Origin of the sequence: Amycolatopsis regifaucium (assembly GCF_001613935.1) — a bacterium.
Lineage (GTDB): Bacteria > Actinomycetota > Actinomycetes > Mycobacteriales > Pseudonocardiaceae > Amycolatopsis > Amycolatopsis regifaucium.
In genome coordinates, this window is sequence record NZ_LQCI01000050.1 from 76,663 (window position 1) to 101,983 (window position 25,321).

The 25,321-nt window shown below is 69.0% G+C and carries 25 protein-coding genes; 14 read left to right on the top strand and 11 right to left on the bottom strand.

Going from position 1 to position 25,321, the window contains the following annotated elements:
• The first annotated feature begins 126 nt into the window (after window positions 1-126).
• The 6 genes from AVL48_RS33155 (at window position 127) to AVL48_RS39315 (ending at window position 6,923) form a co-directional block, all read left to right on the top strand.
• Window positions 127-1,929, top strand: a complete 1,803-nt coding sequence (locus tag AVL48_RS33155; RefSeq protein WP_061981499.1) for a VanW family protein — start codon at window positions 127-129, stop codon at window positions 1,927-1,929.
• 81 nt (window positions 1,930-2,010) lie between these two features.
• Window positions 2,011-3,222 carry an MFS transporter gene (locus tag AVL48_RS33160; protein WP_061981498.1) on the top strand — a complete coding sequence of 404 codons (1,212 nt, stop codon included), beginning with the start codon at window positions 2,011-2,013 and terminating at the stop codon, window positions 3,220-3,222.
• A 138-nt stretch (window positions 3,223-3,360) separates the two neighbouring features.
• The gene (locus AVL48_RS33165; RefSeq protein WP_244162368.1) at window positions 3,361-4,572 is read left to right on the top strand and encodes a GGDEF domain-containing protein; all 1,212 of its coding nucleotides are present in this window, start codon (window positions 3,361-3,363) and stop codon (window positions 4,570-4,572) included.
• Between the two features lie 125 nt (window positions 4,573-4,697).
• Window positions 4,698-5,582 (top strand): arginase family protein, encoded by an 885-nt coding sequence (locus AVL48_RS33170; protein WP_061981496.1) that lies wholly within the window; start codon window positions 4,698-4,700, stop codon window positions 5,580-5,582.
• Entirely contained in the window at window positions 5,579-6,268 is a 690-nt protein-coding gene (locus tag AVL48_RS33175; protein ID WP_061981495.1) for a dienelactone hydrolase family protein, read from the top strand. The genes AVL48_RS33170 and AVL48_RS33175 overlap by 4 nt, the downstream gene beginning before the upstream one ends.
• A gap of 514 nt (window positions 6,269-6,782) precedes the next feature.
• The gene (locus AVL48_RS39315) at window positions 6,783-6,923 is read left to right on the top strand and encodes a hypothetical protein (RefSeq protein WP_156515791.1); all 141 of its coding nucleotides are present in this window, start codon (window positions 6,783-6,785) and stop codon (window positions 6,921-6,923) included.
• Window positions 6,924-6,974: 51 nt separating this feature from the next.
• Here AVL48_RS39315 and AVL48_RS33180 read toward each other — a convergent pair whose 3' ends face one another.
• From AVL48_RS33180 to AVL48_RS33195, 4 genes are all read right to left on the bottom strand, one after another.
• Window positions 6,975-7,667 (bottom strand): lasso peptide biosynthesis B2 protein, encoded by a 693-nt coding sequence (locus AVL48_RS33180; RefSeq protein ID WP_061981494.1) that lies wholly within the window; start codon window positions 7,665-7,667, stop codon window positions 6,975-6,977.
• Window positions 7,664-9,484 (bottom strand): albusnodin/ikarugamycin family macrolactam cyclase, encoded by a 1,821-nt coding sequence (locus AVL48_RS33185; protein WP_061981493.1) that lies wholly within the window; start codon window positions 9,482-9,484, stop codon window positions 7,664-7,666. Before AVL48_RS33185 ends, AVL48_RS33180 begins: the two co-directional genes overlap by 4 nt.
• A gap of 6 nt (window positions 9,485-9,490) precedes the next feature.
• On the bottom strand, window positions 9,491-9,676 hold the full coding sequence (locus AVL48_RS33190) for a lasso RiPP family leader peptide-containing protein (RefSeq protein WP_143104784.1): 186 nt from the start codon (window positions 9,674-9,676) through the stop codon (window positions 9,491-9,493).
• Between the two features lie 275 nt (window positions 9,677-9,951).
• Window positions 9,952-11,169 carry an ROK family transcriptional regulator gene (locus AVL48_RS33195; RefSeq protein WP_061981491.1) on the bottom strand — a complete coding sequence of 406 codons (1,218 nt, stop codon included), beginning with the start codon at window positions 11,167-11,169 and terminating at the stop codon, window positions 9,952-9,954.
• Between the two features lie 399 nt (window positions 11,170-11,568).
• Between AVL48_RS33195 and AVL48_RS33200 the strand changes: the two genes are divergently transcribed.
• Entirely contained in the window at window positions 11,569-12,363 is a 795-nt protein-coding gene (locus AVL48_RS33200; protein ID WP_061981490.1) for a PIG-L family deacetylase, read from the top strand.
• Between the two features lie 80 nt (window positions 12,364-12,443).
• Here AVL48_RS33200 and AVL48_RS33205 read toward each other — a convergent pair whose 3' ends face one another.
• A complete protein-coding gene (locus AVL48_RS33205) occupies window positions 12,444-12,842 on the bottom strand; it encodes a RidA family protein (protein WP_061981609.1) in 399 nt (132 codons plus the stop codon).
• 61 nt (window positions 12,843-12,903) lie between these two features.
• Here AVL48_RS33205 and mtnA point away from each other — a divergent pair, with 61 nt between their 5' ends.
• Window positions 12,904-13,869 (top strand): S-methyl-5-thioribose-1-phosphate isomerase, encoded by a 966-nt coding sequence (gene mtnA / locus AVL48_RS33210; protein WP_061981489.1) that lies wholly within the window; start codon window positions 12,904-12,906, stop codon window positions 13,867-13,869.
• A gap of 122 nt (window positions 13,870-13,991) precedes the next feature.
• On the opposite strand, the gene AVL48_RS33215 is transcribed toward mtnA, so the two are convergent.
• From AVL48_RS33215 to AVL48_RS33225, 3 genes are read right to left on the bottom strand one after another with little or no spacing between them, the layout of a single operon-like run.
• Complete coding sequence (locus AVL48_RS33215; protein WP_061981488.1) at window positions 13,992-15,212, bottom strand: GNAT family N-acetyltransferase; 1,221 nt, start codon at window positions 15,210-15,212, stop codon at window positions 13,992-13,994.
• A 53-nt stretch (window positions 15,213-15,265) separates the two neighbouring features.
• Window positions 15,266-15,481: a ferredoxin gene (locus AVL48_RS33220; protein ID WP_082857850.1), complete on the bottom strand. Its 216-nt coding sequence runs from the start codon at window positions 15,479-15,481 to the stop codon at window positions 15,266-15,268.
• A gap of 2 nt (window positions 15,482-15,483) precedes the next feature.
• Window positions 15,484-16,674, bottom strand: coding sequence for a cytochrome P450 (locus tag AVL48_RS33225; RefSeq protein ID WP_061981486.1), 1,191 nt, complete (start codon window positions 16,672-16,674; stop codon window positions 15,484-15,486).
• Window positions 16,675-16,792: 118 nt separating this feature from the next.
• Between AVL48_RS33225 and AVL48_RS33230 the strand changes: the two genes are divergently transcribed.
• Both AVL48_RS33230 and AVL48_RS33235 read left to right on the top strand, forming a co-directional pair.
• Window positions 16,793-17,359, top strand: a complete 567-nt coding sequence (locus AVL48_RS33230; RefSeq protein ID WP_061981485.1) for a TetR/AcrR family transcriptional regulator — start codon at window positions 16,793-16,795, stop codon at window positions 17,357-17,359.
• Between the two features lie 42 nt (window positions 17,360-17,401).
• Entirely contained in the window at window positions 17,402-18,316 is a 915-nt protein-coding gene (locus AVL48_RS33235; RefSeq protein ID WP_061981484.1) for a phosphotransferase family protein, read from the top strand.
• Here AVL48_RS33235 and AVL48_RS33240 read toward each other — a convergent pair.
• Together AVL48_RS33240 and AVL48_RS33245 are read right to left on the bottom strand one after the other, a co-directional pair.
• On the bottom strand, window positions 18,297-19,499 hold the full coding sequence (locus tag AVL48_RS33240) for a cytochrome P450 (protein WP_061981483.1): 1,203 nt from the start codon (window positions 19,497-19,499) through the stop codon (window positions 18,297-18,299). The genes AVL48_RS33235 and AVL48_RS33240 overlap by 20 nt on opposite strands.
• A gap of 156 nt (window positions 19,500-19,655) precedes the next feature.
• On the bottom strand, window positions 19,656-22,430 hold the full coding sequence (locus AVL48_RS33245) for an FAD-binding and (Fe-S)-binding domain-containing protein (RefSeq protein ID WP_061981482.1): 2,775 nt from the start codon (window positions 22,428-22,430) through the stop codon (window positions 19,656-19,658).
• A 93-nt stretch (window positions 22,431-22,523) separates the two neighbouring features.
• On the opposite strand from AVL48_RS33245, the gene AVL48_RS40760 reads away from it, so the two are divergent.
• From AVL48_RS40760 to AVL48_RS33260, 4 genes are all read left to right on the top strand, one after another.
• Window positions 22,524-22,658: a hypothetical protein gene (locus AVL48_RS40760; protein ID WP_341865665.1), complete on the top strand. Its 135-nt coding sequence runs from the start codon at window positions 22,524-22,526 to the stop codon at window positions 22,656-22,658.
• 221 nt (window positions 22,659-22,879) lie between these two features.
• The gene (locus AVL48_RS39325; protein ID WP_244162367.1) at window positions 22,880-23,287 is read left to right on the top strand and encodes an Lrp/AsnC family transcriptional regulator; all 408 of its coding nucleotides are present in this window, start codon (window positions 22,880-22,882) and stop codon (window positions 23,285-23,287) included.
• 131 nt (window positions 23,288-23,418) lie between these two features.
• Window positions 23,419-23,685 (top strand): hypothetical protein, encoded by a 267-nt coding sequence (locus tag AVL48_RS33255; protein ID WP_061981481.1) that lies wholly within the window; start codon window positions 23,419-23,421, stop codon window positions 23,683-23,685.
• 41 nt (window positions 23,686-23,726) lie between these two features.
• Window positions 23,727-24,296, top strand: a complete 570-nt coding sequence (locus AVL48_RS33260) for a GNAT family N-acetyltransferase (RefSeq protein WP_061981480.1) — start codon at window positions 23,727-23,729, stop codon at window positions 24,294-24,296.
• 70 nt (window positions 24,297-24,366) lie between these two features.
• Here the strand turns inward: AVL48_RS33260 and AVL48_RS33265 are convergent, their stop codons facing one another.
• Complete coding sequence (locus AVL48_RS33265; RefSeq protein ID WP_061981479.1) at window positions 24,367-25,002, bottom strand: YigZ family protein; 636 nt, start codon at window positions 25,000-25,002, stop codon at window positions 24,367-24,369.
• Window positions 25,003-25,321 lie beyond the last annotated feature (319 nt).

The following is a 25,321-nucleotide window of genomic DNA, read 5'->3' on the forward strand; positions in this document are numbered from 1 at the left end:
CCAACCGGGCGAGTTGCAAGCCGACAAACGGCGCCCCGTATCTTGAACGCACGTCCGGAACGCGGAGTAAGGCCCGGGCGTTCGACGTGCCGTCCGGCGACCTCGCCGGCCGTGGAGGGTGGAGAGTTGCCGCAAGAACCGCGCTGGCCCGAGTCGCATGCCGAGCAGACGGACATACTCCCGGTCGTCAAGCCCGGGTTCGAGGAGTCTGCCACGCCGGGTGGGGACGCGCCACCGAAACGCCGTCGCGGCTATCGCAAGGCCGCCTTCATCGGCGGGGGCGTGTTCGGTCTGCTGGTCGTCGCGTACGCCCTCGACGTGCTGGTCTCACAGGGCAGCGTCCCCCGCGGCGTCACCGTCGCCGGGGTCGACGTCGGCGGGATGGACCGCACCGCGGCCGAGAAGGAGCTCAGGGGCGGCATCGAGCCGCGGCTGACCCGGCCCGTGAAGGTCGTCGCCGGAGACGTCGAGGAGTCGCTGGCGCCGAACGCGGCGGGCCTGCGCCTCGACTGGCCGGCCACCCTCGACCAGGCGGGCGACCAGCCGCTGAACCCGTTCACGCGGATCGCGTCGTTCTTCTCGACCACCGAGGTCGGCGTCGTCACGCACACCGACGACGGCAAGCTCACTTCCGCGTTGGAGGGCCTGCGCGACAAGATCGACCGCGAGCCCGTCGAAGGCACCGTCAAGTTCGAGGACGCCAAGCCGGTCGCCGTCGAGCCGAAGACCGGGCAGAAGCTCGACGTCGAGGCCGCCAAGCAAACGATCCTCGACCGCTGGGCCACCGGTGAGCCGCTCACGCTCCCCGTCGCCCAGACCCCGGTCAAGGTGACGGCGGAAGCCGTCCACGCCGCCCTCGAACAGGTCGCGAAACCCGCCGTGGCGGCGCCGATGGTGATCAAGGGCGAGGGCAAGGACGCGATCGTCAAGCCCGAGGCCATCGCGAGCGCGCTGACCTTCGAGCCCGCCGACGGCGGCGTGCTGAACCCGAAGGTGGACAACAACAAGATCATCGAGGCCGCGGGCCCGCAGCTGAAGTCCACCGAAAAAGAGGGCAAGGACGCGCAGATCGTCTTCGAGGGCGGCAAGCCGACCGTCGAACCCTCCGAGGACGCCAACGTCGTCGACTGGGAGCCGAGCCTCAAGCCGGTGCTCGACGTCCTCAAGCGCGCGGCGCCCCGCGAGCTGCCGGTGACCTACAAGAAGACCCCGGCCAAGGTGACCACCGAGCAGGCGAACCAGCTCGGCATCAAGGAGGTCGTCAGCGAGTTCAAGACCGGCGGGTTCGCCCCGGACTCGGGGACGAACATCCGGGTCGTGGCGCAGAAGGTCAACGGCGCCATCGTGAAGCCGGGCGAGACGTTCAGCCTCAACGGCTACACCGGGCCGCGCGGCGCGGCACAGGGCTACGTCGAAGCGGGCGTCATCAAGGACGGCGCGCCCGGCCGCGAGGTCGGCGGCGGCATCTCCCAGTTCGCGACCACGCTGTACAACGCCTCGTACTTCGCCGGGATGAAGGACACCGAGCACAAGGAACACAGCTACTACATCAGCCGCTACCCCGCCGCGCGCGAGGCGACGGTCTTCCAGAACCACAACGGCGGCAGCGTGATCGACCTGAAGTTCACCAACGACGGTGACACCGGGGTCGCGATCCAGACCATCTGGACCCCGTCGGACATCACGATCCGGCTGTGGGGCACCAAGAAATACACCGTCGAGTCGATCCCTGGCGGTCGCAGCAACCCGTCCGACCCGCCGACGAAACCCGGCCCCGCCGAGAACTGCAAGCCCAGCAACGGCGCGCCCGGTTTCACCACGTCCGACACCCGGGTCATCAAGGACGCCGCGACCGGCCGTGAGATCCGGCGCCACACCCGGAGCGTGCACTACAACCCGCAGCCGAAGATCACCTGCGGCACGGAGTAATTCCCACCCGGACACGTTCACCGAACGCGCCCGGGGCGGTACGCTGAGTGGCTCACCCGACCGAACGGGGGTGGCCACCTCGTGACCTCGACGGCGACCTTCCGGCAGATCCTCGCGGTCGGCGAACTGCGGGCGATCTGGTTCGCGGAACTCCAGTCGATCCTCGGCGACCAGGTGGCCAGGGTCGCCCTGTCGGTTCTGGTGTTCGAGCGGACCCAGTCGGCGACCTGGCCCGCGCTGACCTACGCGCTCACCTATCTGCCCGACCTGATCGGCGGGCCGCTGCTCGGCGGGCTGGCCGACCGGTTCCCCCGGCGCGCGGTGCTGGTCTGCTCCGACGTCGTCCGGGCGGTCCTGGTCGCCGTACTCGCGATTCCCGGGATCCCGCTGCCCGCGCTCGCCGCCGTGCTCGTGGTCGTGCAACTGGCCAACGCCCCCTTCACTGCCGCGCAGGCCGCGGTCCTGCCGTCGGTGCTGAGCGGCGACCAGTACGTCCTCGGCCAGTCACTGCTGAAGATGACCAACCAGCTCGGGCAGCTCGCCGGATTCGCCTTGGGCGGCGCGGTGATCGCCTCCGTCGGGACCAGCCGAGGGCTCGCCATCGACGCGGTGACGTTCGGTGTCTCGGCCATCGTCCTGCGGCTCGGCCTCCGCGCCCGGCCCGCTTCGGCTTCCGGCGGGCCGGCGACGTCGACGGTGCGACGGCTTTCCGCCGGTGCCCGCACCATCTGGCGTGACCGTCGGCTGCGCGCGCTGGTCGGCCTGGCGTGGCTGGCGGGCTTCGTGATCGTGCCGGAAGGACTGGCCGTGCCCTACGCCGCGGAGATCGGCGGCGGGGCGGTGACGGCGGGACTGCTGCTCGCGGCGCATCCGGCCGGGATCGTGCTCGGGGTGTTCGTACTCGGGCGCCTGGTGCGGCCCGAACGGCGCCTGCGGCTGGTCGGGACGCTGGCGCTCGGCGCGATCGTGCCACTGGCGGCGTTCGGGTTCCGGCCCTCGCTTCCCTACGCCGCCGGACTGCTCGTGCTGTCCGGCATGTGCGCGGCCTACCAGGTCACCGCCAGTACCACGTTCATGCGGTTGGTCCCCGACACCGAACGAGGCCAGGCCTTCGGCCTCGCCGGGTCGGGACTCATCGCCGTGCAGGGAATCGGGCTGATCGCCGGCGGCCTGCTCGTCGGCGTACTCGGTTCACCCGCGACGACGGTCTCGGTCATCGCACTCGCCGGTCTCGTAGTGGCTGTTCCGGCCACCCGGGCTTGGCGCCACGTGGCCCCTCTTCACCCCCTTTGACCGGAACCGGGTACTCACCAGTTCTGCCCGCGCATGGAGCTCACCCCCTCCATTCCCCGAACCGGTCACGCGTGGTGCATCCACGCCTACCCATACAGCGTAGTGACACCTAGTATCCAACCGATTACGTTCGACTCCGTGGCGCTAACGAATTGGGCGCTGTGGCGGCTACCCCACCGCGGCTTGATCGGCTTCGTCCTCCTGGTGGACGTCGCGGCGATCGCCGGATCGGTCTGGACTTTTCTCCGCGCCCCGGTCACCCCCGGCGACGTTGTCCCCTTCGCGGCCCTGCTCACCAGCGTCGTGCTGTACACGGAGTTGTCGCGTCCGGTGGAACGGGTGCGGGAACGGTTCGCGGGCACGCCGCACATCTCACTCGACAGCGTCTGGACCTTCGCCGCCGTATTGCTGCTGCACCCGGGGCTCGCCGCGCTGGTCATCGCCGTGTCGTTCTTCTACCGCTGGTTCCGGGGGCAGCCGAACCCGCTGTTCCGACGCACGTTCTCGATGTCGGCGACCGTGCTCTCGGGCTTCGCGGCCTCCGCCTTCCTCACCCGGTACGCCGTCCCGTTCGACGTCCTCCCCCGCGACATCCGGTCGTTCGGGATGGTGGTCGCGGCCGGTGGCGTGTTCCTGCTGGTGAACACCGTGCTGATGACCGTCGCGGTGTACTACGGCACCCCGCACGACAGGCTGCGCGACGCGGTGGCGAAACCGTTCGAGTACGCGCTCGAAGCGGCGACGATCGCGCTCGGTGTCGTCGTGGCGTGGGCACTGCGGGACTGGCCGGTGGTGCTGCTGCTGATCATCGGGATCACGCTGGTGCTGCACCGCGGCGTGCTGCTGCGGCAACTGAAACGACAGGCGTGCAGTGACGCCAAGACCGGACTGCTCAACGCCAAGGCGTGGCGCGACGCCGCCTCCGACGAACTCGACCGCGCACGGCGCGCGGGACGGCACACCAGCCTGCTGATGCTCGACGTCGACCGGTTCAAACTGATCAACGACCGGCACGGCCATCTGGTCGGCGACCGGTATCTCGCGGCCATCGCGGAAACGCTCCGCACCGAGGTGCGTGCCACGGATCTGGTGGGGCGGTTCGGCGGCGAGGAGTTCGTCGTCCTGCTGCCCGGCACGCCCGCCGTGCACGCGCACGCGATCGCGGAGCGGATCCGGTCGAGTATCGCCAACCGGGGCGGCCTGCCGGAGCACGTCACCGTGTCGATCGGCCTCGCCGACCGGCCGGGCGTGACCGACCTCGACGCCCTGATCGCCGTCGCGGACCGGGCGCTCTACGAGGCGAAGAACACCGGGCGGAACCGGACGTCCGGCTACCAGGTGACCGGCTGACCCCCTCCCCTCCCGCGTTTAGTCCTCTGAATGCGGTAGTTGCGTGTGCAAGGACCGCATTCAGAGGACTAAACGCCTCAAGGGACGGACCGCACGGGAGCAGGCGTCACTACTACGGTGTCGGCATGGGGAATTTCGTACTGCTGGACGCGCCGTCCAATCTCGGGCTGCGTCCACCCGCCGAAGGAGTGGTCCCGGGCTGCTACAAGGCACCCGGCGCCTTGCGTGACCACGGTTTGCTCACCCGCTTGGACGCGACCGACGGTGGCGTGGTCACGCCGCCGCGTTATCTGCCCGACTGGTCGCCGGACAGCGGCGTCCGGAACGCCGCCGGTATCGCGGACTACACGGCCACCCTCGCCGGTCGTCTCGCGAAGATCCGCGCGGACGGCGGCTTCCCGGTGGTACTCGGCGGCGACTGTTCGATCGCGCTCGCCGCCATGCTCACTCTGCGCCGCGAAGGTCGCTTCGGCCTCGTCTACTTCGACGGGCACGACGACTTCCGCCACCTCGGCAACTCCGAACAGGTCTCGTCCGTCGGCGGCGAAGCGCTCGCCGTCGTGACCGGCCGCGGCGCTCCGGAACTGGCGGATGTGGACGGTTTGGCACCCTATGTCCGCGACGAGGACGTCCTCGTACTCGGCGCGCGCGAAGAGGAGTCCGCCGAAGCCCGCGAGGCCGGGCTTCGCACGATCACCAGCCAAGAGCTCATGGCTCGCGGAACCGACGGCGCGCTGGCGGCCGCACGCGAGATTTTCGCACCGCTGGACGGCTTTTGGATCCACGTCGACATCGACACCCTCGACCCGGAGTATGTGTCCGCTGTGGACAGTCCCGACCCCGGCGGGCTCAGCCCCGACAAGCTCGTCGAGCTTGTTCGCGGTCTCCTCGCGATCCCCGGCGCCGCCGGGCTGGAGCTGACCATCTTCGATCCCGACCTCGACCACGACGGCACGCAGGCCGCGTTGGTGACCGACTCGCTCGTCCGCGCTTTGGAAGGAACCCGATGACCGAAGTGACCGTCGCCGACGGCTCGTTCGACGCGCCGCTCTGGCTGCCCGAATCCGGCTCCGGCCCCGGGCTGGTGCTGATCCAGGAGATCTTCGGGCTCGACGACTACCTGAAGTCCGTCGCCGCCGAGCTGGCCGCGCTCGGCTACGTCGTCGCGGTGCCCGAACTGTTCTGGCGGATCGCCCCCGGCTGGTCGGCCACCCACGACGAAGCCGGCATTTCCGCCTCGATGGAGGTCTCCGGCAAACTCGACCCGGCACGCGCGGTGACCGACGTGCTCGCGACGCTGGCGATGCTGCGGTCACTGCCCGAAACCGACGGCCGCGCGGGTGTCTTCGGCTTCTGCCTCGGCGGTTCGATGGCCTACGCGGCCGCCGCCGAGGGCGATCCGGACGTCGCCGTGTCGTACTACGGCTCGACCGTGCCGGGGCAGCTTCCGTTGCTGGACAAGATCACCTGCCCGATCCAGTTCCAGTTCGGCGGCGCGGATCCTTACATCCCCGTCGAGGGCGTGCGGAAACTGGCCGACGCGGTGGCGACGCACGAGGGAGCGGAGATCCACATCCACGAGGGTGCCGGGCACGCGTTCCACAATCATGTGGCGCCGATGTTCCACCAGCCCGAACCCGCCGCGGCGGCTTGGGCGCTGACGCTGGAGTTCCTGCAGCGGACTTACCCGGCGTGACCCTCACCCGGTCGGGTGATATATGCCAGACTTCTCGCTCCCCGGCGGCGAGGGCCCGGGTCCGGGCTGACCGGGGTGCCGATTTCGGGATTACCGTCGCGGCCTCCACGCGACGCGGCGGACGTTCAAATCTTCCCCCGAGCCGGCCCTCGGGGCGGGCACATCCTCAAGAGGTGACACCAGGCTCCCGGACGCACCGGCCCGGGTGCACCGCGACCGTCGAGCCGAGGTACGAAACCGGCGATGAACGCTCGCTGCCGCCGCATCCGGCCGTCCTCTTCGAATCGGACCGACCGCGATCACTTTTCCGGCACTGTTCTTTTTTTCGAAACGGGACCCATCGGCATTTGACGGCAATCGTGAGTGAAGCCGAAAAATCCCTCGCGCCGACCGCCGTTATCACCGCTCGCGGCCCCGCGGCCGAGAATCGGCAAGACGTGTAAAACTCGAATCAATCCCCACTCGAGCCGGCAGGCGGAGCGGGGTCGGGTGAACTCCTCGGTGAGGTGAAAACATGAAGTTCCGATTCTCGGTGGAAGCTCGTTGTATCGATTTCCCCGCTCTGCCGACGCGCTGGTGGATCATCATCGTCGTGGTGATCTTGCTGGTGCAGGGGCACGAAGGGAGCGAGCTGATCACACTGCTGCACCACTGAGCGGTGAACGAGAAGGGGCGATCACGGGCCACCGTGATCGCCCTTTCGTATTCACCGGATCAGTACCCGGCGATATCCGGAGAAGTCGGGCTCCTCCGCCGGAAGCACCGGTACACCGCCGCTTTCCACCCAGGCGTGGAACCGATACGGATCTTCCGCGACACCCATCACCCAGGTCAGCCGTCGCCGCGACAAGGCGGCCGTGAACACGGCGGCCAGCGACTGTTCGAGGCACGCGACCCGGCCGGGGAACAGCCCCGCGGCCTTCTCGACCATGCACACCATCGCCGCCGCTTCTTCCGTGGCCGCCATCGCGGTGTCGCGGGAACGCAGGGCGGAAGTGATCGACAGGGTCCAGCGAAACGGCAGGCTCAGTGCCACCAAGGCCAAGGCCAGCGCCACCACAGCGCGCAGCCGGTAGCGGCCGTCGTCCGACCGGGCGACGATCGGTGTGCGGGGCTCCCCTGTCCCCGTGTTCCTCGCCGCTTCGAAGACGACCAGGTCACGATCGGCCAGCCGCTTGATCATTTCCTCCGCGTCGCGCCGGACACGATCTTCGTCCACCGCCGGATAGCGATCGCCGACCGCGCGGACCGCCGTTTCGAGGTCGCCCGCACGGAGTTCCCTGCACATCAGGGCGGCGGTGGAGTTGAGGGCATACCACCGGCCGGTGCGCAGATTCAACAGCACGCCGCCCTCGTGCTCAGTACCGTCGAGATGGATCACCTTCGAAATCCCCGTCATAGCTCGCCCCCGTCGAGCCCCCGCAGCCACAGATCCGCGGCGAGCAACCGGTTGAGCGCGGGAAAGGGCGCCTGAAGCCCGGCGGCGGCGCGCGACAAGCTCTCCTTCACCCTGTCTGGTTCGATCAGTCCGAGGTCAGCCAGCCTCGTACTGGACAGCCTGGCATCGAGTTCCGCCGACGCCAGGCGGACCCCTTTGTAGTCCTCCCCGGTGTAATTGCCCTTGGTGGTACGGGAAAGCACTTCACCGGGGACGACGCCGTCGAGTGCTCGGCCGAGCAAGGGTTTGCGGGTCATCGGATCGGCTCGCCGGTAGGAGGGAACGGTGAGGCAGGCCCGGATGACGTGGTTGTCCAGGAACGGCGCCTGCGGCCAGACCCCGTACGGCCGCGCGCGTTCGTCGAGCTGGCGCTGGACCGCCCCGGAGAACCGGACCTCCGTGACCGCCGCGCAATCGCCGACGCCCGCCCCCTCGGGCGGGGTGAACTCGCCGACGCCGGCCCGCACCAGTTCGGCCAGCCGCTTCCGCATGGACGTGGTCAGCCAGGTGGCCTCCGCGCCGAGGTCAGGCCACCACGCGATCGCGTCCAGCCACTGGATGTGCCGGTCGGCCGGTCGCTCGAACCGACCGGCCAGCAGACGGAGCGCCCGACCGAGCGAGGTCACCGAAAGTTCCGCGGACCGCGCCATCACCCGCGCGGACGCGACCCGGCGCTGCTTGGCCAGCTGCCGGCATTCCCGGCCCAGCCGCCGCAGCTCGCCCTGGCGCGCCAGATCCCCCAGATAGCCCGGCGCCGCCACCAGCAGCGCGTCCGCGCCCTCGCCACCGAGGTGCACACCGCCGCCCGCGGCCGCGACATGCCGCAACCGCAGCCGGGTCCGGACCTGGGTGACCGCGCCGGGATCGGGCAGGTCGGTGGCGGTCGCCGTGCCGAGTCCTCGGTAGGAAAGCGATTCAGGGGTGCCCGTGACGACCGTGGACCGCAGCCGCCGGTCAAAACCCAGATAACGCTTCGCGTGGAGCAGATCGTCGGCGGGAGCGTCCGGATGGTGATAGGTGAACACCGGCAGCGCCCCGTCCCGGCGACGCGCCGCCAGGAAGGCCAGCGAGGTCGAATCGAGGCCACCGCTGAAATCGGCGGTCAACGGCTGACCGGCCCGGGCGTCGACGGCGTTCTCGAGTGCGGCTCGCAACGCCTGCGCGGCGTCGCGAGCCGACCGGTTCCGGTCGGGCACGAGGGTTTCGTAGGTCCACGTCCGGCATCCGCCGTCGCGGCGGACACGCATCGCCTGGCCTCCCGCGAGCCTGCCGAGGCCGCGGTAGACGGAACGGGCGGCGGTCGGGAGCGGTACGCCGGGGCAGAACATGTCCGCGGCCATGGTGAGGACGTCCGGTTCCAACGGGAGACCCGCGGCCCGCGCGGTGGCCCGCGCGCGGGTTCCGAGCACGGTCCGCGCCGGGGTCGTGTGGAAGTACAGCGGATACTGTCCGGCGAGATCGACGAACGCCGTGACGTCTTCGGGCCGGACCACGACGGCCAGGTAGCTGCCCGGCCACCTGGTGACCTCGGCGAGCCGGTCACCTTCGAGCGCGCGCCGGAAGTCCTCGCGAAGGACCGAGTCGGTTTCGAAGCACTGGCCGACCAGTGCCAGCATGCCGCCCGGGCACCGCACGGTACGCAGTTCGCGGTGCCGCCATGCGCCGAAAGCGGTCCATGACGTCTCCCCCGGCCACACCGGTTCCGCGGGGACTCGGCCGCCCGCGGTGGGCGCAGGGCCGGGGAAGGCGCCCAGCAGGCCCGGCATGTCGGTCGTCACGGGGTGTCACCAGTAGTACTGCGAATTGGAGTCGGCGCTCCCGCTGGAAGAACTGCCCAGGGTCAGCTCCCGCACGTGTCCGAGATCGAACAGCAACGGCGGCTCGTAGCCGACCGAGTCGGCAGGTGGTTCCACGACCGCGTCGACGGGGTCGCCCGCGGGCGACGGACTGTGCACGGGAAGCAGGTTCATGGTCAGCACCTTCGAGTCCGGGTATCTCCTGATCGCCAGGAGGAAACGCATCCCCGGTTACGAATCGCCGAGGAAGGCAGGATCGTAACGGGACTCAATTGTGCGACCGTGGCGCCCCCTCGGGAAGACTTACGGAAAACGCCGGTGATATCGAGCCACCGAGAAGAAGGCGACTTGCCGTCTCGCAAAAATCACACGTCCGAGTGAGCCGCCTTAATTGACAGCCCCGCCGAATATATTCTAACGAAAGATACGAGAACTACTCGGCACTTCGTTCAATTCGAAACCACGCCGCCGGGAGCCCCGTCACCGGGATGATCCTGTTGCCGGGCACGCAACCCCAGGATGAGCGCACCGTGCGCCTCGGCGAGCGAGTCCAGCCCGCTGATGCGCAGCTCGAACCGGTCGGGATCGGTGACCGTACCGGCGAGGGCGTAGCGCTCCAGTTCCTGGCGGCAGGGGTCGAGGACCAGCTCCTCGGCGCCAGCCAGTTCCCCGCCGAGCACCACGAGGCGTGGATTCACCAGGTTGCACAGCTGGGCGAGCGCGAAGCCCAGCGTCCGGCCGGCGTCACCGATGATCCGGCGGCAAGCCGCGTCGCCCTTCTGCGCCAACCCGATCAGCAGGCCCAGATTGTCGGGCGGGCGATAGTCCCGCCGTCCGGCCCGGCGCACCTGACTGGTCAACGCTTCGGCACCGACCAACGTGTCGAGGCAACCGCGGCCGCCGCACAGGCACACCTGGCCATCGCGGTCGATGGTCAGATGGCCGAGCTCACCCGCCATCCCCCGTTCACCGCGGAGCAGTTTGTCGCCGATCATGATCCCCGCGCCGACCCCCGTCGACGCCTTGATGTACACCACCGTTTCCAGCGGTTTCTCCAGGCCGTAGGTCTGCTCGGCCATGGCGCCGAGGTTGGCGTCGTTGTCCACCGCGACCCGGACGCCGAGCAGTTCCCGCAAACTGGCGGCCGGGTCGTCGGTGCCGGTCCACGGCGGCAGGACCGGAGTGGTGAAGCGGCCGTTGCGCGGATCGATCATCCTCGGCACGGCCAGCCCGGCCGAGACGACGTCGTCCAGTTCCTGGCCGGTCGACCGCACCGCGGCGCGGATCATGCTTTCCAGCTGGGGAAGCAATCGGGAAAACCCGCGGTTGGCACCCTCGATCTCGATCTGGGCCTCGACCGTGTCGAACGGCCGGTCGACCGGGCGGGCGATCACCGCCACCCGGCGGAAACCCAGGTCGATCCCGAGCGCGACGCCTCTGGTCTCGGGCAGGCGTACGACACTCCCCTTGCGCCCCGGCTCGACCTCGACGATGTGCTCTTCCACGAGATCGGCGACGGCGGTGGAGACCGAGGCGCCGGAGATACCCAGTCGCTGAGCCAGGCGTGACTGCTGATCCGCCTTGATCATGATCTCGATGATCAGCTTCCGGCGATTCTGCTCCTTCGTGCCGCTCGTCGGGCCGAGCAGTTCACGCGCCTCAAGCATCGAACCCCTCTTCCCCGTCGCGCGACCCAAAAGTGAAGCCGAAGCAATGCACGCTAACAGAGTCGGCTTCAAGTTTAAGGAGACGGCTCTTAACGATTCACGCCACCTTGCGAAACACGCTTGATCAGCCGGTCTCGCGAGCCGAGTGATCAAGAAGAAATGTTCCTACTTCAGTCGGAAGGAGGCGAAAGTCTGCTCGATTTGAACACAACCCGAATGGCTCAATCAGCCCCCGAATTTGCCTCAAGAAACCGATTCTCGGTCGATCCTTCGTCGACCTTGCTCCCCGGCCGCCGACCCCCGCGGCCTGGGCGGCGCCCCTGCCACGCCATCGTCGCGGCCGTCCGCCCTGGTCCGCGCCGACGGAATATGTCGGGGCCTCGCGGTAGTTTCCCCAGCATGGCCACATTGGTGAGTTTTCACGCCCACCCCGACGACGAGTGCATCGTCGCGGGCGGCGTCATGCGCAAGGCCTTCGAGGAAGGCCACCGTGTCGTGCTCGTCGTCGCGACGAGGGGCGAGGTCGGTGAGGTGCCGGACGGTTTCCTCGACGACGGAGAGGAGTTGTGGCAGCGCCGCGTCCAAGAGACGCACGCTTCGGCCGAGGTACTGGGGGCCAAGCGCGTGGAGTTCCTGGGGTACACCGATTCCGGCATGATGGGCGAGCCGCGCAACGACGAGCCGGGCACGTTTTGGCAGGCCGACGTCGAGGAGGCCGCGCAGCGGCTGGCCGCGATCCTGCGCGAGGAGCAGGCCGACGTCCTGACCGTCTACGACGACAACGGCGGCTACGGGCATCCGGACCACATCCAGGTGCATCGCGTCGGCATGCGCGCGGCCGAGCTGGCGGGTACGCCGAGGGTCTACGAGGCGACGAGCAACAGTGACGAAATGCGCCGAGGCATGGAGGAGGCGGTGCGGACCGGGCAGATGAAGCCCGAGGAAGTCCCCGATTTCGAAGACGGCGCGGAGTTCGGCAAGCCGGAAGCGGTGTTGACGGCGAGGGTCGACGTCACGGAGTACCTGCCGCACAAGCGGGCGGCGATGCGCGCCCACGCCAGTCAGATCAGCGAGGGCTCCTTCTTCCTCGCGATGCCGGACGAGGGTTTCGCGCAGGCGTTCGGCGTCGAGTGGTTCATCCGCGCGGGTCAGGGACCGGGCATCACCGAGACCGATCTCATGGCCGGCCTCTGACGTCTCGCGTTTCGTCCTCTGAATGCGGTACTTGCGCGTGCAAGGATCGCAACCAGAGGACGAAACGCGGCGGGAGGGGGTCAGGCCGTCGCGGCGGTGACGTCGAGTTCGACGAGCTGTCCCCGGTAGCCGAGCTGCGCGACGCCGAGCAGGGTGCTCGCGGTCGTGAAGGCCTCGCCGATCTCCGACTCGACGAACCGGTCCCATACGGCCGAAAGTGCGTCGGCGTCCGATGTCACCACGTAGATCACCGTGCGTACGACGTCGGCCGGGGTCGCCTTGGCGAAGGCGAGCGCGGCGGCGGTGTTCGCGACGATCTGGTCGACCTGGGCGAGCACGTCGCCCTCGACGACCTTGCCGTCTCCGGCGAGCGGGCACTGGCCGGCGAGGTGGACGTCCCGCCGCCCCTCGACGATGGTCACGTGGTGGTAGGTGGGCGTGGGATGCAGACCGGGCGGATGGTGGCGTTCAATGGTCACGCATCGCATCGTCACCGAACCGGCCTCGGCCGGCCAACTGGATTTCCGGGGGAACCTCGCCATGCGCAGGACGATCGACTGGACCGGCGACGCGGTCACCATCATCGACCAGACAGCGCTGCCCGCCGAGTACCGCGTGCTCGAACTGCGCACGGTCGGCGAACTCGTCGACGCCATCAAACGGCTGGCCGTCCGCGGCGCGCCGGCGCTCGGCGCGGCCGGTGCGCTCGGGGTCGTGCTCGCGACCCGCACCAGAGGGGACGTCGAGGCCGAGGCGGACCGCGTCGCCCAGGCCCGGCCCACCGCGGTCAACCTGAGCTGGGGCGTCTCCCGCGCGCTGGCGAAGCTCCCCGAAGGGCCGGAAGCCGTTCTCGCCGAAGCGCTGGCGATCCTCGACGAGGACGAGCGGATCAACCACGAGGCGTCCCGGCTGGCGGCCGAGGTGGTACTCGAACACTGTGAGCGGCGGCCGTTGCGGTTGCTCAGCCACTGCAACGCCGGCCGTCTCGCGACGGTCGGCTGGGGCAGCGCGCTCGGCGTCGTCTGGCATCTACAGGCTCGCAACCTGGTCGAATCCGTTCTGGTCGACGAAACCCGGCCGCTGCTGCAGGGTGCCCGCCTGACCGCCTGGGAACTGGCCGAAGCCGGTGTGCCCTACCGGATCCAGCCCGACGGCGCGGCCGCCGCCACGATGAGCCGCGGCCTGGTCGACTGCGTACTCGTCGGCGCCGACCGGATCGCCGCCAACGGCGACGTCGCCAACAAGATCGGCACCTACGGCCTGGCGATCGCGGCGAAGCACCACGGCGTCCCGTTCGTGGTCGTCGCTCCTTCGTCCACTGTGGACACCGCGATGCCCGACGGCGCCGGGATCGCGATCGAGGAACGCGATCCCGGCGAGGTCCTGAGCTTCGGTGGCACGAAGGTCGCGCCCGAAGGCGCGGAGGTGTTCAACCCGGCCTTCGACGTGACGCCGTTCGAACTGGTCACCGCCGTGGTCACGGAGCAGGGTGTGCTGCGCCCGTGACCAGCTTGGTCATTTCGCCGGCCCAGTCGTGAAGGCCTCCTTCCCTACTCTCAAGGTAGGGAAGGAGGCCTTCACGGACTTCCTGGCTTCACGGCGCAGGCCGAGCTACGCCATCCCCCTCATCAGAAGGACTCCACGCAGCACGGCTCCCGATCGGTGGCGAACGCCGCCGTCGCCCGCGAAACCGCCCCGGCCGTCCGCTCCTTGATCCGCCCCGCCGCGGCCAGTGTGCTCGGACGGGTCCCGCCGAGGAAGATCGCGCCGAGGTCGGTCACGTCCAGTTCGAGATCCGGCGCGTCCTCGACGCGGGTCACCTCGGCGTGGCCGTCGGCGGCGGTGACGAGCCGCCAGTTCCCGGTGTTCCACGGACAGAAGGCGTCGCGCACGCCGAGCACCAGATCCACCGGAGCGTTGTAGTGGCGAGTGATCAGGGCGCGATCGACGTCGACGAGCCGGAACCACAGCGAGTCGCCGGCGGAGCGGGTCATGGCGCGCGGATTGTCCAGCAGGTGGATGAGCGGTTCGTCGAGGGCCGCGAAGGTCTCCACTGTGACGACCAGGTCGTAGTCGAGCAGGAAGCGATACAGCGTCGCGTACGCCTCCGGCGTGGTCGCGACCAGTTCCTGCACGGTCAAGATCCCTCGCGGGCCCTCTTCGTTCCAGTCGTTCTTCACGCGGTAGATGACGTAACCGTCCGGCAGGACGGCGAACTTGAGCGCCGTCGCGCCCTGACGGCGGTACTCCGGGTCGTCGAGGATGAACTCCCACGTCGACTCCGGCCGGTCGAGCGCGCCGACGCGCTGCGACGCTTCCTTCTCGTAGATCGACTTGATCAGCGGGATCGCTTGCGCACGCTTGATTTCGCGCACGGGTTCGGCCTCGAGTCCGACTCCGGGCCGGAACGCCGACTTCGCCCGTACTTTCGCCCGGTAGAATTGCGTCGCGAGGCCATAACCGAAACGGGGATAGATGACCGCTTCGGACGCCCACAACGCGGCGAACGGCTCACCGCCGCCCTCATGCAGGCCGTGCAACTGCGCCCGCATGACCCGGGTGAGCGCGCCGCGCCTGCGGTGTCCGGGAGCGACGCCTACCGCGGTCACCGCGGCGAACGGCGTCTGCCCCGCGCCGGGCACGGTGATCTTCCGGGTGAGCAGTTCCCCCGTCCCGATGAGTTCGTCGCCGTCGAAGACGCCATGCGCACGTTCGGGCTCGAACACCAGCGTTTCGCGGTGTTTCAACCCGTCCGTGAGGTCGGTGAGGAAAGCGCTCGCGAGCAATTCGGCGAACGCGGGCAGGTCGTCGGTGGTCAGAGTGCGGATGGTCAAGCTGTCATCGCTCACACCGTCGTCCTACGCCTGTTCACCGACGACCGCCACGCATTAAAGTGCGGAAATCAGGGCCGAGGCCCGATCACCTTTCCGTCCTCCTTGACCGCGATGGCCATCGCGGGACAGGAATCGGCCGCGTCGAGCACGGTCTCGTCCGCGTCGACCTCGTCCGCGATCACCGTCGCCGTGGCGCCTTCGAGTTCGAAGACCTCCGGCATCAGCGAAGCGCACATCCCCGAGCCGATGCACGTTCCGCCATCGACTTCGACTTTCCAGCTCATGGTCACCATCCGATCGGCATGGAGCGGGGCCCCCGCACCAGCATTTGCGTCTTCCACACGATATCGCCGTCGAGGCGCAGTCCGGGAAGATCGCGGAGCAAGGCCCGCAAGGCCTCCTGTAGTTCCAGCCGGGCCAGCGGGGCACCGAGACAGTGATGCACGCCGTGGCCGAAACCGAGGTGGGGATTGGCTTCGCGGTCGAAGTCGAGGGTTTCCGCCGCACTGAACTGGAGCGCGTCCCGGTTGGCGGCACCGATCGCGACCATCACCGGTTCGCCTTCCTTCACCAGCACGTCACCCACCTGGATGTCTTCGGTGGCGTAGCGGGCGAACCCGGCTCCGGCACCCAAGGGGACGAACCTGAGCAGCTCCTCCACCGCGGCCGGGATCAGATCCAGGTCCGCGCGCAGCCGGGCCAGCCGGTCCGGCTGGTCGAGCAGCGCGTAGACGAAGTTGGGGATCTGGCTCGCGGTGGTCTCGTGCCCGGCGATCAGGATGCCGATGCACAGGTCGACCAGTTCCAGCTCGCTCAGCCTGTCGCGGACGTCGCGCGCTTCGATCAGCGCGGTCATCAGGTCGTCCTGAGGCCGGGCGCGGTGCTGCTCGACGAGTACGTGCATGTACGCCCGCAGCTCGTCCTGGTTGGCCATCATCTGTTCGGTGGTCAACGGGCTGGTCGACAACGCGGCGTCGCTCCAGACGCGGAACTTCGGCCGGTCCTCGACGGGGACGCCGAGCAGTTCGCAGATCACCGCGACCGGGATCGGCAGCGCGTAATCCTCGACGAGGTCGGCGGGCCGGCCCTTGGCCTTCATGTCCTCGATCAGGCCCGCGGCCAGTTCCGCGACCCTCGGCCGCAGCAGTTCGACGCGGCGCATGGTGAACGCCTTCGCGACCAGCGTGCGCAGGCGGGTGTGGTCGGGCGGGTCCATGCTCAGGATCCCGCCAGGTCGCCTGCCCGGCGCCATCCGCGGCTCGTCCCTGCCGGTGGCCATCGCGCGGGAGAACCGCCGATCGCCCAGCACGAAACGCGCGTCGGCGTACCGCACGGCGAGCCAGGCGGGTTCACCGTGCGGCAGGCGGACGCGGAGCATGCCCTCGGTCTCGCGGGCGGCGGCGTAGGCCTTGTCGAGTTCGAGTCCCGCGTCCTCGTTGAAGGGATAGGCGAAGATTTCGGTTTCAGTGGCGGTCATTTGTCCGGAAACCCCCCGGCTCGGCGGTTTGTAAGCAACTGCTTACAACGCTAACCATGAGCACGGACAGCGTCAATGCGCCTACCGTGCGACAGCCGAGCCGGATAGCCTGTGCCCGATGACGGAAGAACCGCAGGTCCGCAAGCGCGACGCGGCCGCGACCAGGGCGGCCCTGCTCGACGCGGCAGGGGTCCTGTTCGGCGAGCGCGGTTTCGACCGGACGACGGTGCGCGACATCGCGAAGCTGGCCGGGGTCAACCAGGCTCTGCTGTTCCGGTACTTCGGTTCGAAGGACGCGCTCTTCGAAGAGGTACTGGCGCGCGGCGGACGCGAGCAGATCGCCACCACACCACCGGGTGAACTCCTCGGGACGGCGCTGCGCAGCATGCTGGAATCCGACACCGGCCGCAATCGCACCCTCGACGCCTACCTGCGCTCGACCGGGCACGACAGCGCCGCGGCCGCGGTCCGGCGGCAACTCGGCGAGGAATACGCGAAGGTACTGGCTACGCTGACCGACGCCGAAGACGCGGATCTGCGCGCCGACCTCGTCCTGGCGTGGCTGCTCGGAATCGGCCTCGTCCGCGAGATCACCGGCAAGGAACCCCTGGCCAGCGCGGATCCGGACGACGTCTGCCGCCTCGTGCTCGGCGCCGCGCGGACCCTGCTGGAGCGCAGCGGGTAATTGGGTCGCCGCCGGAGGATCCACTGCCCTACGGTCGCCTCCGTGACCTCGTTCCCGCCCGCCGGCACCGAAGCCGAGTTCGACGCGCTGACCAGGCAAGCTCTGCTTCCGGCGGTGACGTCGTTGACCGGGTCGCTCGGCCTCGGCGACGTCGTCCCGTTCACCGAAGGCTCGCTGCCGGTCTACGCCGTCGGCGAAGATCTGGTGCTCAAGCTGTTCCCGCCGGTGCACCGCGGCGAACTCCCCACCGAACGGACGATGCTCGAGGTCCTGCACGGGAAACTGCCGATCCCGACCCCCGCGGTGCGGGACGTCGGCGAGCGGGACGGCTGGGGCTACCTACTCATGGAGCGCCTTCGGGGCGAGACGCTGAAGGACGCCTGGCCGAAACTGTCCACAGAGGACAAACACCGGCTCGCACCCGAACTCGGCGAAGCGCTGGCCGCCCTCCATTCGCTGCACGACCGGCGATTGGACGTCCTCGCCCCGCCGGACTGGGCCGCCTTCATCGCCGAACAGCGCGCGAAGGCCGTCGAGCACCATCGCCGGACAGGCCTCGACGAGAGCTGGATCGGGCAGATCCCGGCGTTCCTCGACTCCGTCGACCTGGGCAGTCCGCCCGTCGTCCCGCTGCACACCGAATTCATGCGCGATCACGTCATGGTCACCCACGACGGCGAACGCCCGCGGCTGAGCGGGCTCTTCGACTTCGAACCGGCGATGCGGGGCGCGGCCGAGTACGACTTCGTCGCCGTCGGCCTGTTCGTTTCCGGCGGGGACAAGGATTTCCTGCGGCGGCTGCTCGCCGGGTACGGCACGGAACCGGACGAGGACTTCGCGCGGCGCTGCCTGGCGTACGCGCTTTTGCACGTCTACAGCAATTTCACCTGGTACTTCAAGGTTCTTCCGGCACCGGGAGAGCCGACGCTGGAGAGCGTCAGCCGCGCTTGGTGGTAGCCCACGTCACCGGCACGGCTTCGGGACCGCGGATCGAAAGCGGCGGCCGCCAGACGATGGCCGAAGCCGGAACCGCGAGATCCAGGCCCGGCAACCCGTCGAGGAGGGTCCGGAACGCGATCTCCCCTTCGAGCCTGGCGAGCGCCGCGCCTAGGCAGAAGTGGAGTCCGTGCCCGAAGCCGAGTTGTGGCGCGTTCCGGCGCCGGATGTCGAACCGCGACGCGCCGGGAAAGGCGCTCTCGTCGCGGTTCGCCGCGCCGGTGTGCGCCAGCACGGCCTCACCGCGCCGGACCACGCCCGCGCTCAATGCGACGTCCTCCAGCGCGACCCGCAGCAGCGACGCGTCGGCCGGTCCGTCGAACCGCAGGATCTCCTCGACGGCGCCCGCGGTCAGCCCGGGATCCGAGCGCAACGCGGCGAACTGCTCCGGATTCCCGGACAGCAACACGACCCCGGTCGCGATCAGGCTGACCGTGGTCTCGTGCCCGGCCAGAAGAAGCTGCGTGGCCAGGTCGATCAGCTCTTCCTCGGTGAGCCGGTCGCCGTCCTCGTCGCGGGCGTGCACGAGGACGCTCAGCAGGTCTTCACCCGGCTCCGCCCGCTTGGCGGTGACAAGGGCGGCCATGTCATCCGCGCCATCACGCCGGGCCCGCGCCACTTCGTCAGGGGTGTGCGAGGCCGGCGTGACGATCACCCGCGACCACTGGCTGAACCGTTCCCTGCCCGCGAACGGGACGCCGAGGATCTCGCACATGACCGCGGTGGGCAACGGGAAGGCGAACATCCGCACCAGATCGACCGGCGGCCCGGCCGCGACCATCGCCCGCAGGAGACCGTCGGCGATCTCCTGGATCCGTGGCCGCAGCGCGGCGATGCGGCGGACGGTGAAGGCCTGCGCCGACAGCTTTCGCAGCCGTGTGTGATCCGGCGGGTCCATGTTCAGGATGCTGTGCTCACCGGTGGAGAAGTCACCCGGTTCGATGAGGCAGGGCGCGCCAGGGCCGAGGAGGTTCCGGGAAAATCGCTTGTCCGAGAAGATCAGGCGCACGTCTTCGTACCTGGTCACCAGCCAGCCTTCGCAACCGCTGGGGAAGACGACCTTGGACATCGGCGGATGGTCGGCGTAGATCGCGCCCATCGGCGTCGCCGGATCGTCCTTCGCCGCGGGATAGGTGGCTGTCATGGGCCGATGATGAGCGGGTGGTGCCGGGATCGGAAGCCTCCGGCCCCTCACCCGCCCGAAGAGCCGAAGATCCTTCTCACCGCGTGATAATCGCGTTACTCGAAGGGTGCGCCCCAAGGTCTCGTGACCGAGCCCGTGCCGTGAACCATCAGAGGACTAATTGCGGGGCGGCAGGGCCCGCCGGAGTAGTTCCGCGAGGTGCACGGCCCGGCGTCCGTCCAGCTGCTCGATCTGTGTCCGGCAGCTGAATCCGTCGGCGACCACTTCGGTCCCCTCGGCCGCGGCGCGGATCGCGGGCAGCATGCGGTCCTCGGCGCAGGCGACGGAAACGTCGTAGTGCCCGCGTTCGAAACCGAAGTTGCCCGCCAATCCACAGCAGCCGGAATCCAGTGTGGAATTGTGGATACCCGCGGCGCGCATCGCGGCCTCGTCGGCGTCGAAGCCCAGCACGGCGTGCTGATGGCAGTGGACCTGGCTGAGCGCCTCGACGTCGAGCGCGCGGAATTCCAGCGGCGAGGCTTCGATGAGTTCGGCGAACGTCCTGGTCTGCCCGGCGAGCAGTTTCGCGACCGGGTCGCCCGGCAGCAGGGCCTGCAGGTCACCGCGGAACAACGCCGTGCAGCTCGGTTCCAGTCCGGCGACCTGATACCCCGCGCGCAGATACGGTTCGAGGACGGAAAGCGTGTTGCGCAACACCTTCTTCGCCATGTCGAGCTGTCCGGTGGACACCCAGGTGAGACCGCAACAGACTCCGCGATCCGGCAGCACGACGTCGTAGCCCGCCGCGGTGAGCACCTCGGCCGCGGCGTCGAGGACGTCCGGCGTGAGGTAGTTGTTGAAGGAGTCGGGCCACAGCACCACCGGCCTCGCACCGGTCGCCCAGCGCCGGAGATCCTTGCGCCGCTTGGTGAACGGCAGCCGGGCGAACGTCGGCAGCTCCCGTTCCGACGCGATCCCGCCGAGTCGTTTCAGCAGACCGGAGAACCGGCGCGACATCGTGTTCGCCAGCCGCGGCGCCAGCGCGGCCGCGCGCAGCCACACCGGCAGCCAGCCCATCGAGTAGTGCGACGCCGGACGCAGCCGCCCCTTGTGATGCTGGTGCAGGAATTCCGCCTTGTAGGTCGCCATGTCGACATCGACCGGGCAGTCGGACAGGCAGCCCTTGCACGACAGGCACAGGTCCAGCGCCTCGGCGACCTCCTCCGAACGCCAGCCGTCGGTGATCAGCTCGCCGTTCACCATCTCGGCGAGCAGATGCGCGCGGCCCCGCGTCGAGTGTTTTTCCTCGCGAGTGGCGCGATAACTCGGGCACATCACGCCCGCGCCGGTGGTGTTGCGGCATTTCCCGACACCGACACAGCGCCGCATCGCCTGCCCGAAGCTCCCCCGGTCCTCCGGATACGCGAGCGCGGTGACGTCTTCGATTTCCAGCGGCGCGCGCCGCACCCGGAGATCGGTGTCGATCGGCCTCGCGGCGACGAGGATACCGGGGTTCATTCTGCCGTCCGGGTCGAAGATCCCCTTGAACCGCGCGAAAAGCGCGAGGATCTCGTGGCTGTACATCCGGGGCAGCAGTTCCGAGCGGGCCTGGCCGTCGCCGTGTTCCCCGGACAGCGAGCCGCCGTGCTTCGCGACCAGGTCGGCCGCCTCTTCGAGGAAGGACCGGAACCCGGCGATCCCTTGCGGGGAAAGCAGATCGAAGTCCAGCCGCAGATGCAGGCAGCCCTCACCGTAGTGGCCGTAGACGACGCTCTTGCGGCCGTGCGCGCGCATGAGTTCCTTGAATTCGCGCAGATACGCGCCCAACCGCTCGGGCGGGACGGCGGCGTCCTCCCAGCCGGGCCAGGCCTCCGCGCCGCCGGCGAGCCGCGTGGCTAGACCGGCGCCCTCTTCCCGGATGCGCCACAGCCGCTTCTGCGCGGCCGCGTCGTCCAGCAGGGTGGCTCCGGTCAGCGCGCCGCTCAGTTCGGCGATCAGCGCGCGCGCCTTGTCCGGATCGGCCATCTCGACGAACAACCAGGCGCCACCGGGCGGCAGGCCGTCGGCGCGGCCCGGTTCCAGCAGCGCGACAAGGTCCGCGTCGACGCCCTCGACGGTCAGCGGCGACCAGGGCAGGATCGCCGGGACGGCGTCGGCCGCGGCGATGTCGGACACGAAACCGAGCACCGCGAGTACTTTGCGCTTCGGGACCTCGGCGAGGGAGACCGTCGCCTCCAGCACGGTGACGCAGGTGCCCTCGCTGCCGACCAGCGCCTTGGCGACGTCGAAACCGTTCTCCGGCAGCAGGTGTTCCAGCCCGTACCCGGACACTCGCCTGCTGAAGGTGGACAATTCGGTACGCAGCAACGCCAGGTTGTCCCGGACGAGTGCGCGCAACTCGGAGAAGACCCGGCCTTCCGTGCCCGGCATGGCCGCCCGAGCGTCCACTTCGGACGGTGTCATCGGTCCGACGGTCAGCCGGGTGCCGTCGTAGAGCAGCACGTCGAGTTCGCGGACGACGTCGACCGTGCGACCGTAGGCGACCGAATGCGAGCCGCAGGCGTTGTTGCCGATCATCCCGCCGATCGTGCACCGCGAATGCGTCGACGGATCGGGCCCGAAGCGGAGCCCGTGCGGCGCGGCGAGTGCCTGGAGGTCGTCGAGGACGGTTCCCGGCGCGACCCTCGCCGTCCGCGCGGCGGGATCGAGGTCGAGGACGCCGCCGAGGTGGCGCGAGGTGTCGATCACGACACCCGGCCCGCACGAGTTGCCCGCGACGCTGGTGCCGCCGCCGCGGGCGATCACCGGCATCCCGGCCTCGCGGCAGGCGGCGACGGCCGCGATCACCTCGTCGACGCTCCGTGGCAACACGACGCCCTGGGGCACGTGCCGGTAGTTGGAGGCGTCGGTCGTGTACAGCGCCAGTGTCGCGGCGTCGGCCAGTATCTCCACGGGTCCATTCAAGACAACCGCGGCCGAGAACGCACCGGTGTACCTCTCCGGACGGGTGTGTCGGAAACCACTTCCGTCTGCGATGGTGGGCGAGTGGCGGCGAAACGCCAGGTCACCGAGGACTTCGCCGTCGAGCACAGCGCGGTGCTCGGCGGGCTTCTTCGCGAGCGCGAAGAGCTGCTCGCCACCTCGACCGGGTCGCGGCGCTCAACGGGACGGCGCGGCTGATCCGCGATCCATCGGGACCCATTCCGGGTTCGTCGCCGAACTGGCCGGGCCCGGACAGGCGGTGATCCGCGGCCGGGTGCTCGCGCTGGGCAGGGCGAGCCGCGCGACTTCGACGACGACGCGGCGCAGTCCCTCGAAGACATCGCCGATGAGGTCGGCCGGGCGCTGCGACTGGCGTCGGTCGCCGAGTCCGACCGGTTGACCCGCGTTTCGTCCTCTGAATGCGGTACTTCGACGCCGAACTACCGCATTCAGAGGACGAAACGCGCCCATGGCCGTCGGCCGAGGGTGGGGTCCGCTACGCGGACATCGACCTGCGCAGCCTCAACCGCGGCGTGCAGGCGATGGTCTCGGCGCAGGTGCGGCCGCTGAGCCGGGAGGTGATCGACTCCTTCCAGCGCTCGGTCGCGAAATTGCCGGAGGTCCTTTCCGTCTTCGTCACCGCCGGCAGCGATGATTTCCTGATCCACGTCGCCGCGCAGGACGTCGATCAGCTCCACTCCTTTCTGGTGGATCGTTTGTCGAAGCGCAAGGAGATCGTCGGCTTCCGGAGTTCGATCATTTTCCGGCATCTGCGCAAGACCGAGCTGGAACCCCTTCCGCGACGAATACCGGGTGACCGCCCCTAGTGTTCACCCTTGATTACGCGACACACCGCCCTTAAGTACGTCCGAAATCCAAGGAATAGCATCGGAGGAGACGGAAAATGTCGGGGGTATGGGTTTAACTGTTCAACAGCGGACCAGAAAGGAGGCGCGCCATGGACGTTCGGACAGAGCTGAATCATCGTGAGCGGGCCACCCTGAGAGCGGTGGCCGAGGGCCACGCCGAGATCAGCTGCAGTTGCGAGCCGGACCTGTTCGTCGACGGTCTCGCCTGCTGCGACCAGCACACCGCGCACCGCCTCGCCCATCTCGGCCTGGTGGCGGCCGCCAGGGGCGGCAGGTGGGGCGAACGCGTCCCCGCCCTGCTCACCCAGGCGGGAGCGGCCGCACTGGGGGTCGCCACACCGGAGCTGGCCGCGTAAAACGGGTTGCCCCGGCCGCTCCCCGGCGCGACGCTTTGCCCATGCGTGTCTTTTTGGAGACCGAGCGGCTCCTGCTGCGGCAGTTCACCGACGCCGACGTCGATGATCTGTTCGCCCTCTACGACGACCCCGAAGTCATGCGGTACCTCAATGGGGGCAAACCCGCCGACCGGGCGGAGATCGAAAAGCACGACCTTCCCGCTTTTCTCGGTTACTACGAGCGTTTCCCCGGTTACGGGTTCTGGGCGGCGATCGAGAAATCCAGCAGCACTTTCCTGGGGTGGTTCCATTTCCGGCCGCTGCGCGGTCATCACTCGGATGATCCCGAACTGGGCTACCGGCTGAACCGGTCGTCCTGGGGCAGGGGGTATGCCACCGAGGGCTCGCTGGCGCTCCTGGAGAAGGGGTTCACCGAGCTGGGGGTCCAGCGGGTCTGGGCGGGAACGATGGCGGTGAACCTCGGGTCGCGGCGGGTGATGGAGAAGATCGGGATGCGCCACATCCGGACCTATCACGAGGACTTCGACGACCCGATCGCCGGCACCGAGGAGGGCGAGGTCGAGTACGCCATCACCCTCGACGAGTGGCGCGCCCAAGCGCGCCGCGTTTAGAGGACTGAACGCGGGGTGTGCCGCGCGAGACCCCTTCCGCGCCGGGCACCGGAGCGGCGCGTTTAGTCCTCTAAATGCGGGTAGTAGGCAGCCAGGTCTCACCGACGTCTTCGGCGAGGGCCTCCCCGCCGGTCAGGTCCGCCAGCCAGGAGCGAAAGGCGTTCCCCTGGTCCGGGGCGAGTCCGACATCGAAGTGCGCGACGTCCTCGAAGCGCGTCGCGTGCAGCAGGTACGGCGACGAGCGGAGGTCGTTCTCCAGCCGGCCGGCCCGGTCGTAGTCGACGACGACCTCCACCAGCCGCAGCCGCCGGTACTCCCGCACCCCGACGACGTCGACGGCTTCCGCCACGGCCTGCCCGTACGCGCGGATCAAGCCGCCCGCGCCGAGCAGCACCCCGCCGAAGTACCGGGTCACCACCGCGACGGTGTCGGTCAGCTCCCGGCGACGGAGTACCTCGAGCATCGGCGTGCCCGCCGTCCCCGCGGGCTCGCCGTCGTCACTGGATCGCTGAGCCCGGCCGTCGGCGCCCAGAACGAAGGCGTGACAGTGGTGCCGAGCGGCCGGATCGGCCTTCTTCCGGGCGGCGATCACCTCGCGCGCGGCCTCTTCCGACGTGACCGGCGCGAGGGCGCACAGGAAGCGCGAACGCCGGATTTCGATCTCGTGGACCCCGGCGCCCGCCACGGTCAGGTAACGATCCGCCATCGGCCAAGCCTCTCAAACCAGACGGGCCACTCTGCCGTTCGGGCGATCCGACGGTCACGTCAGGTGACCGCAATGCCCGCGATACACGCTCCATTGCGCGATCCAGGTCACACTCTCGCGCGAGGTGAGCGATCGTTCACGCAGGTCAGCACACTGATGCCCCACTCAGTGGACACATCATTCCAGCCAGTGGGCAGAGGACGGGTGAAGTCAACGCCCACGTGGCATTTCCCACCCCGACCAAGCGACGTATGTCGATAACAGCGATTTCACACTATCGTCATAAGACCGGCGAACCCGGGAGTAACACGTGTACCCG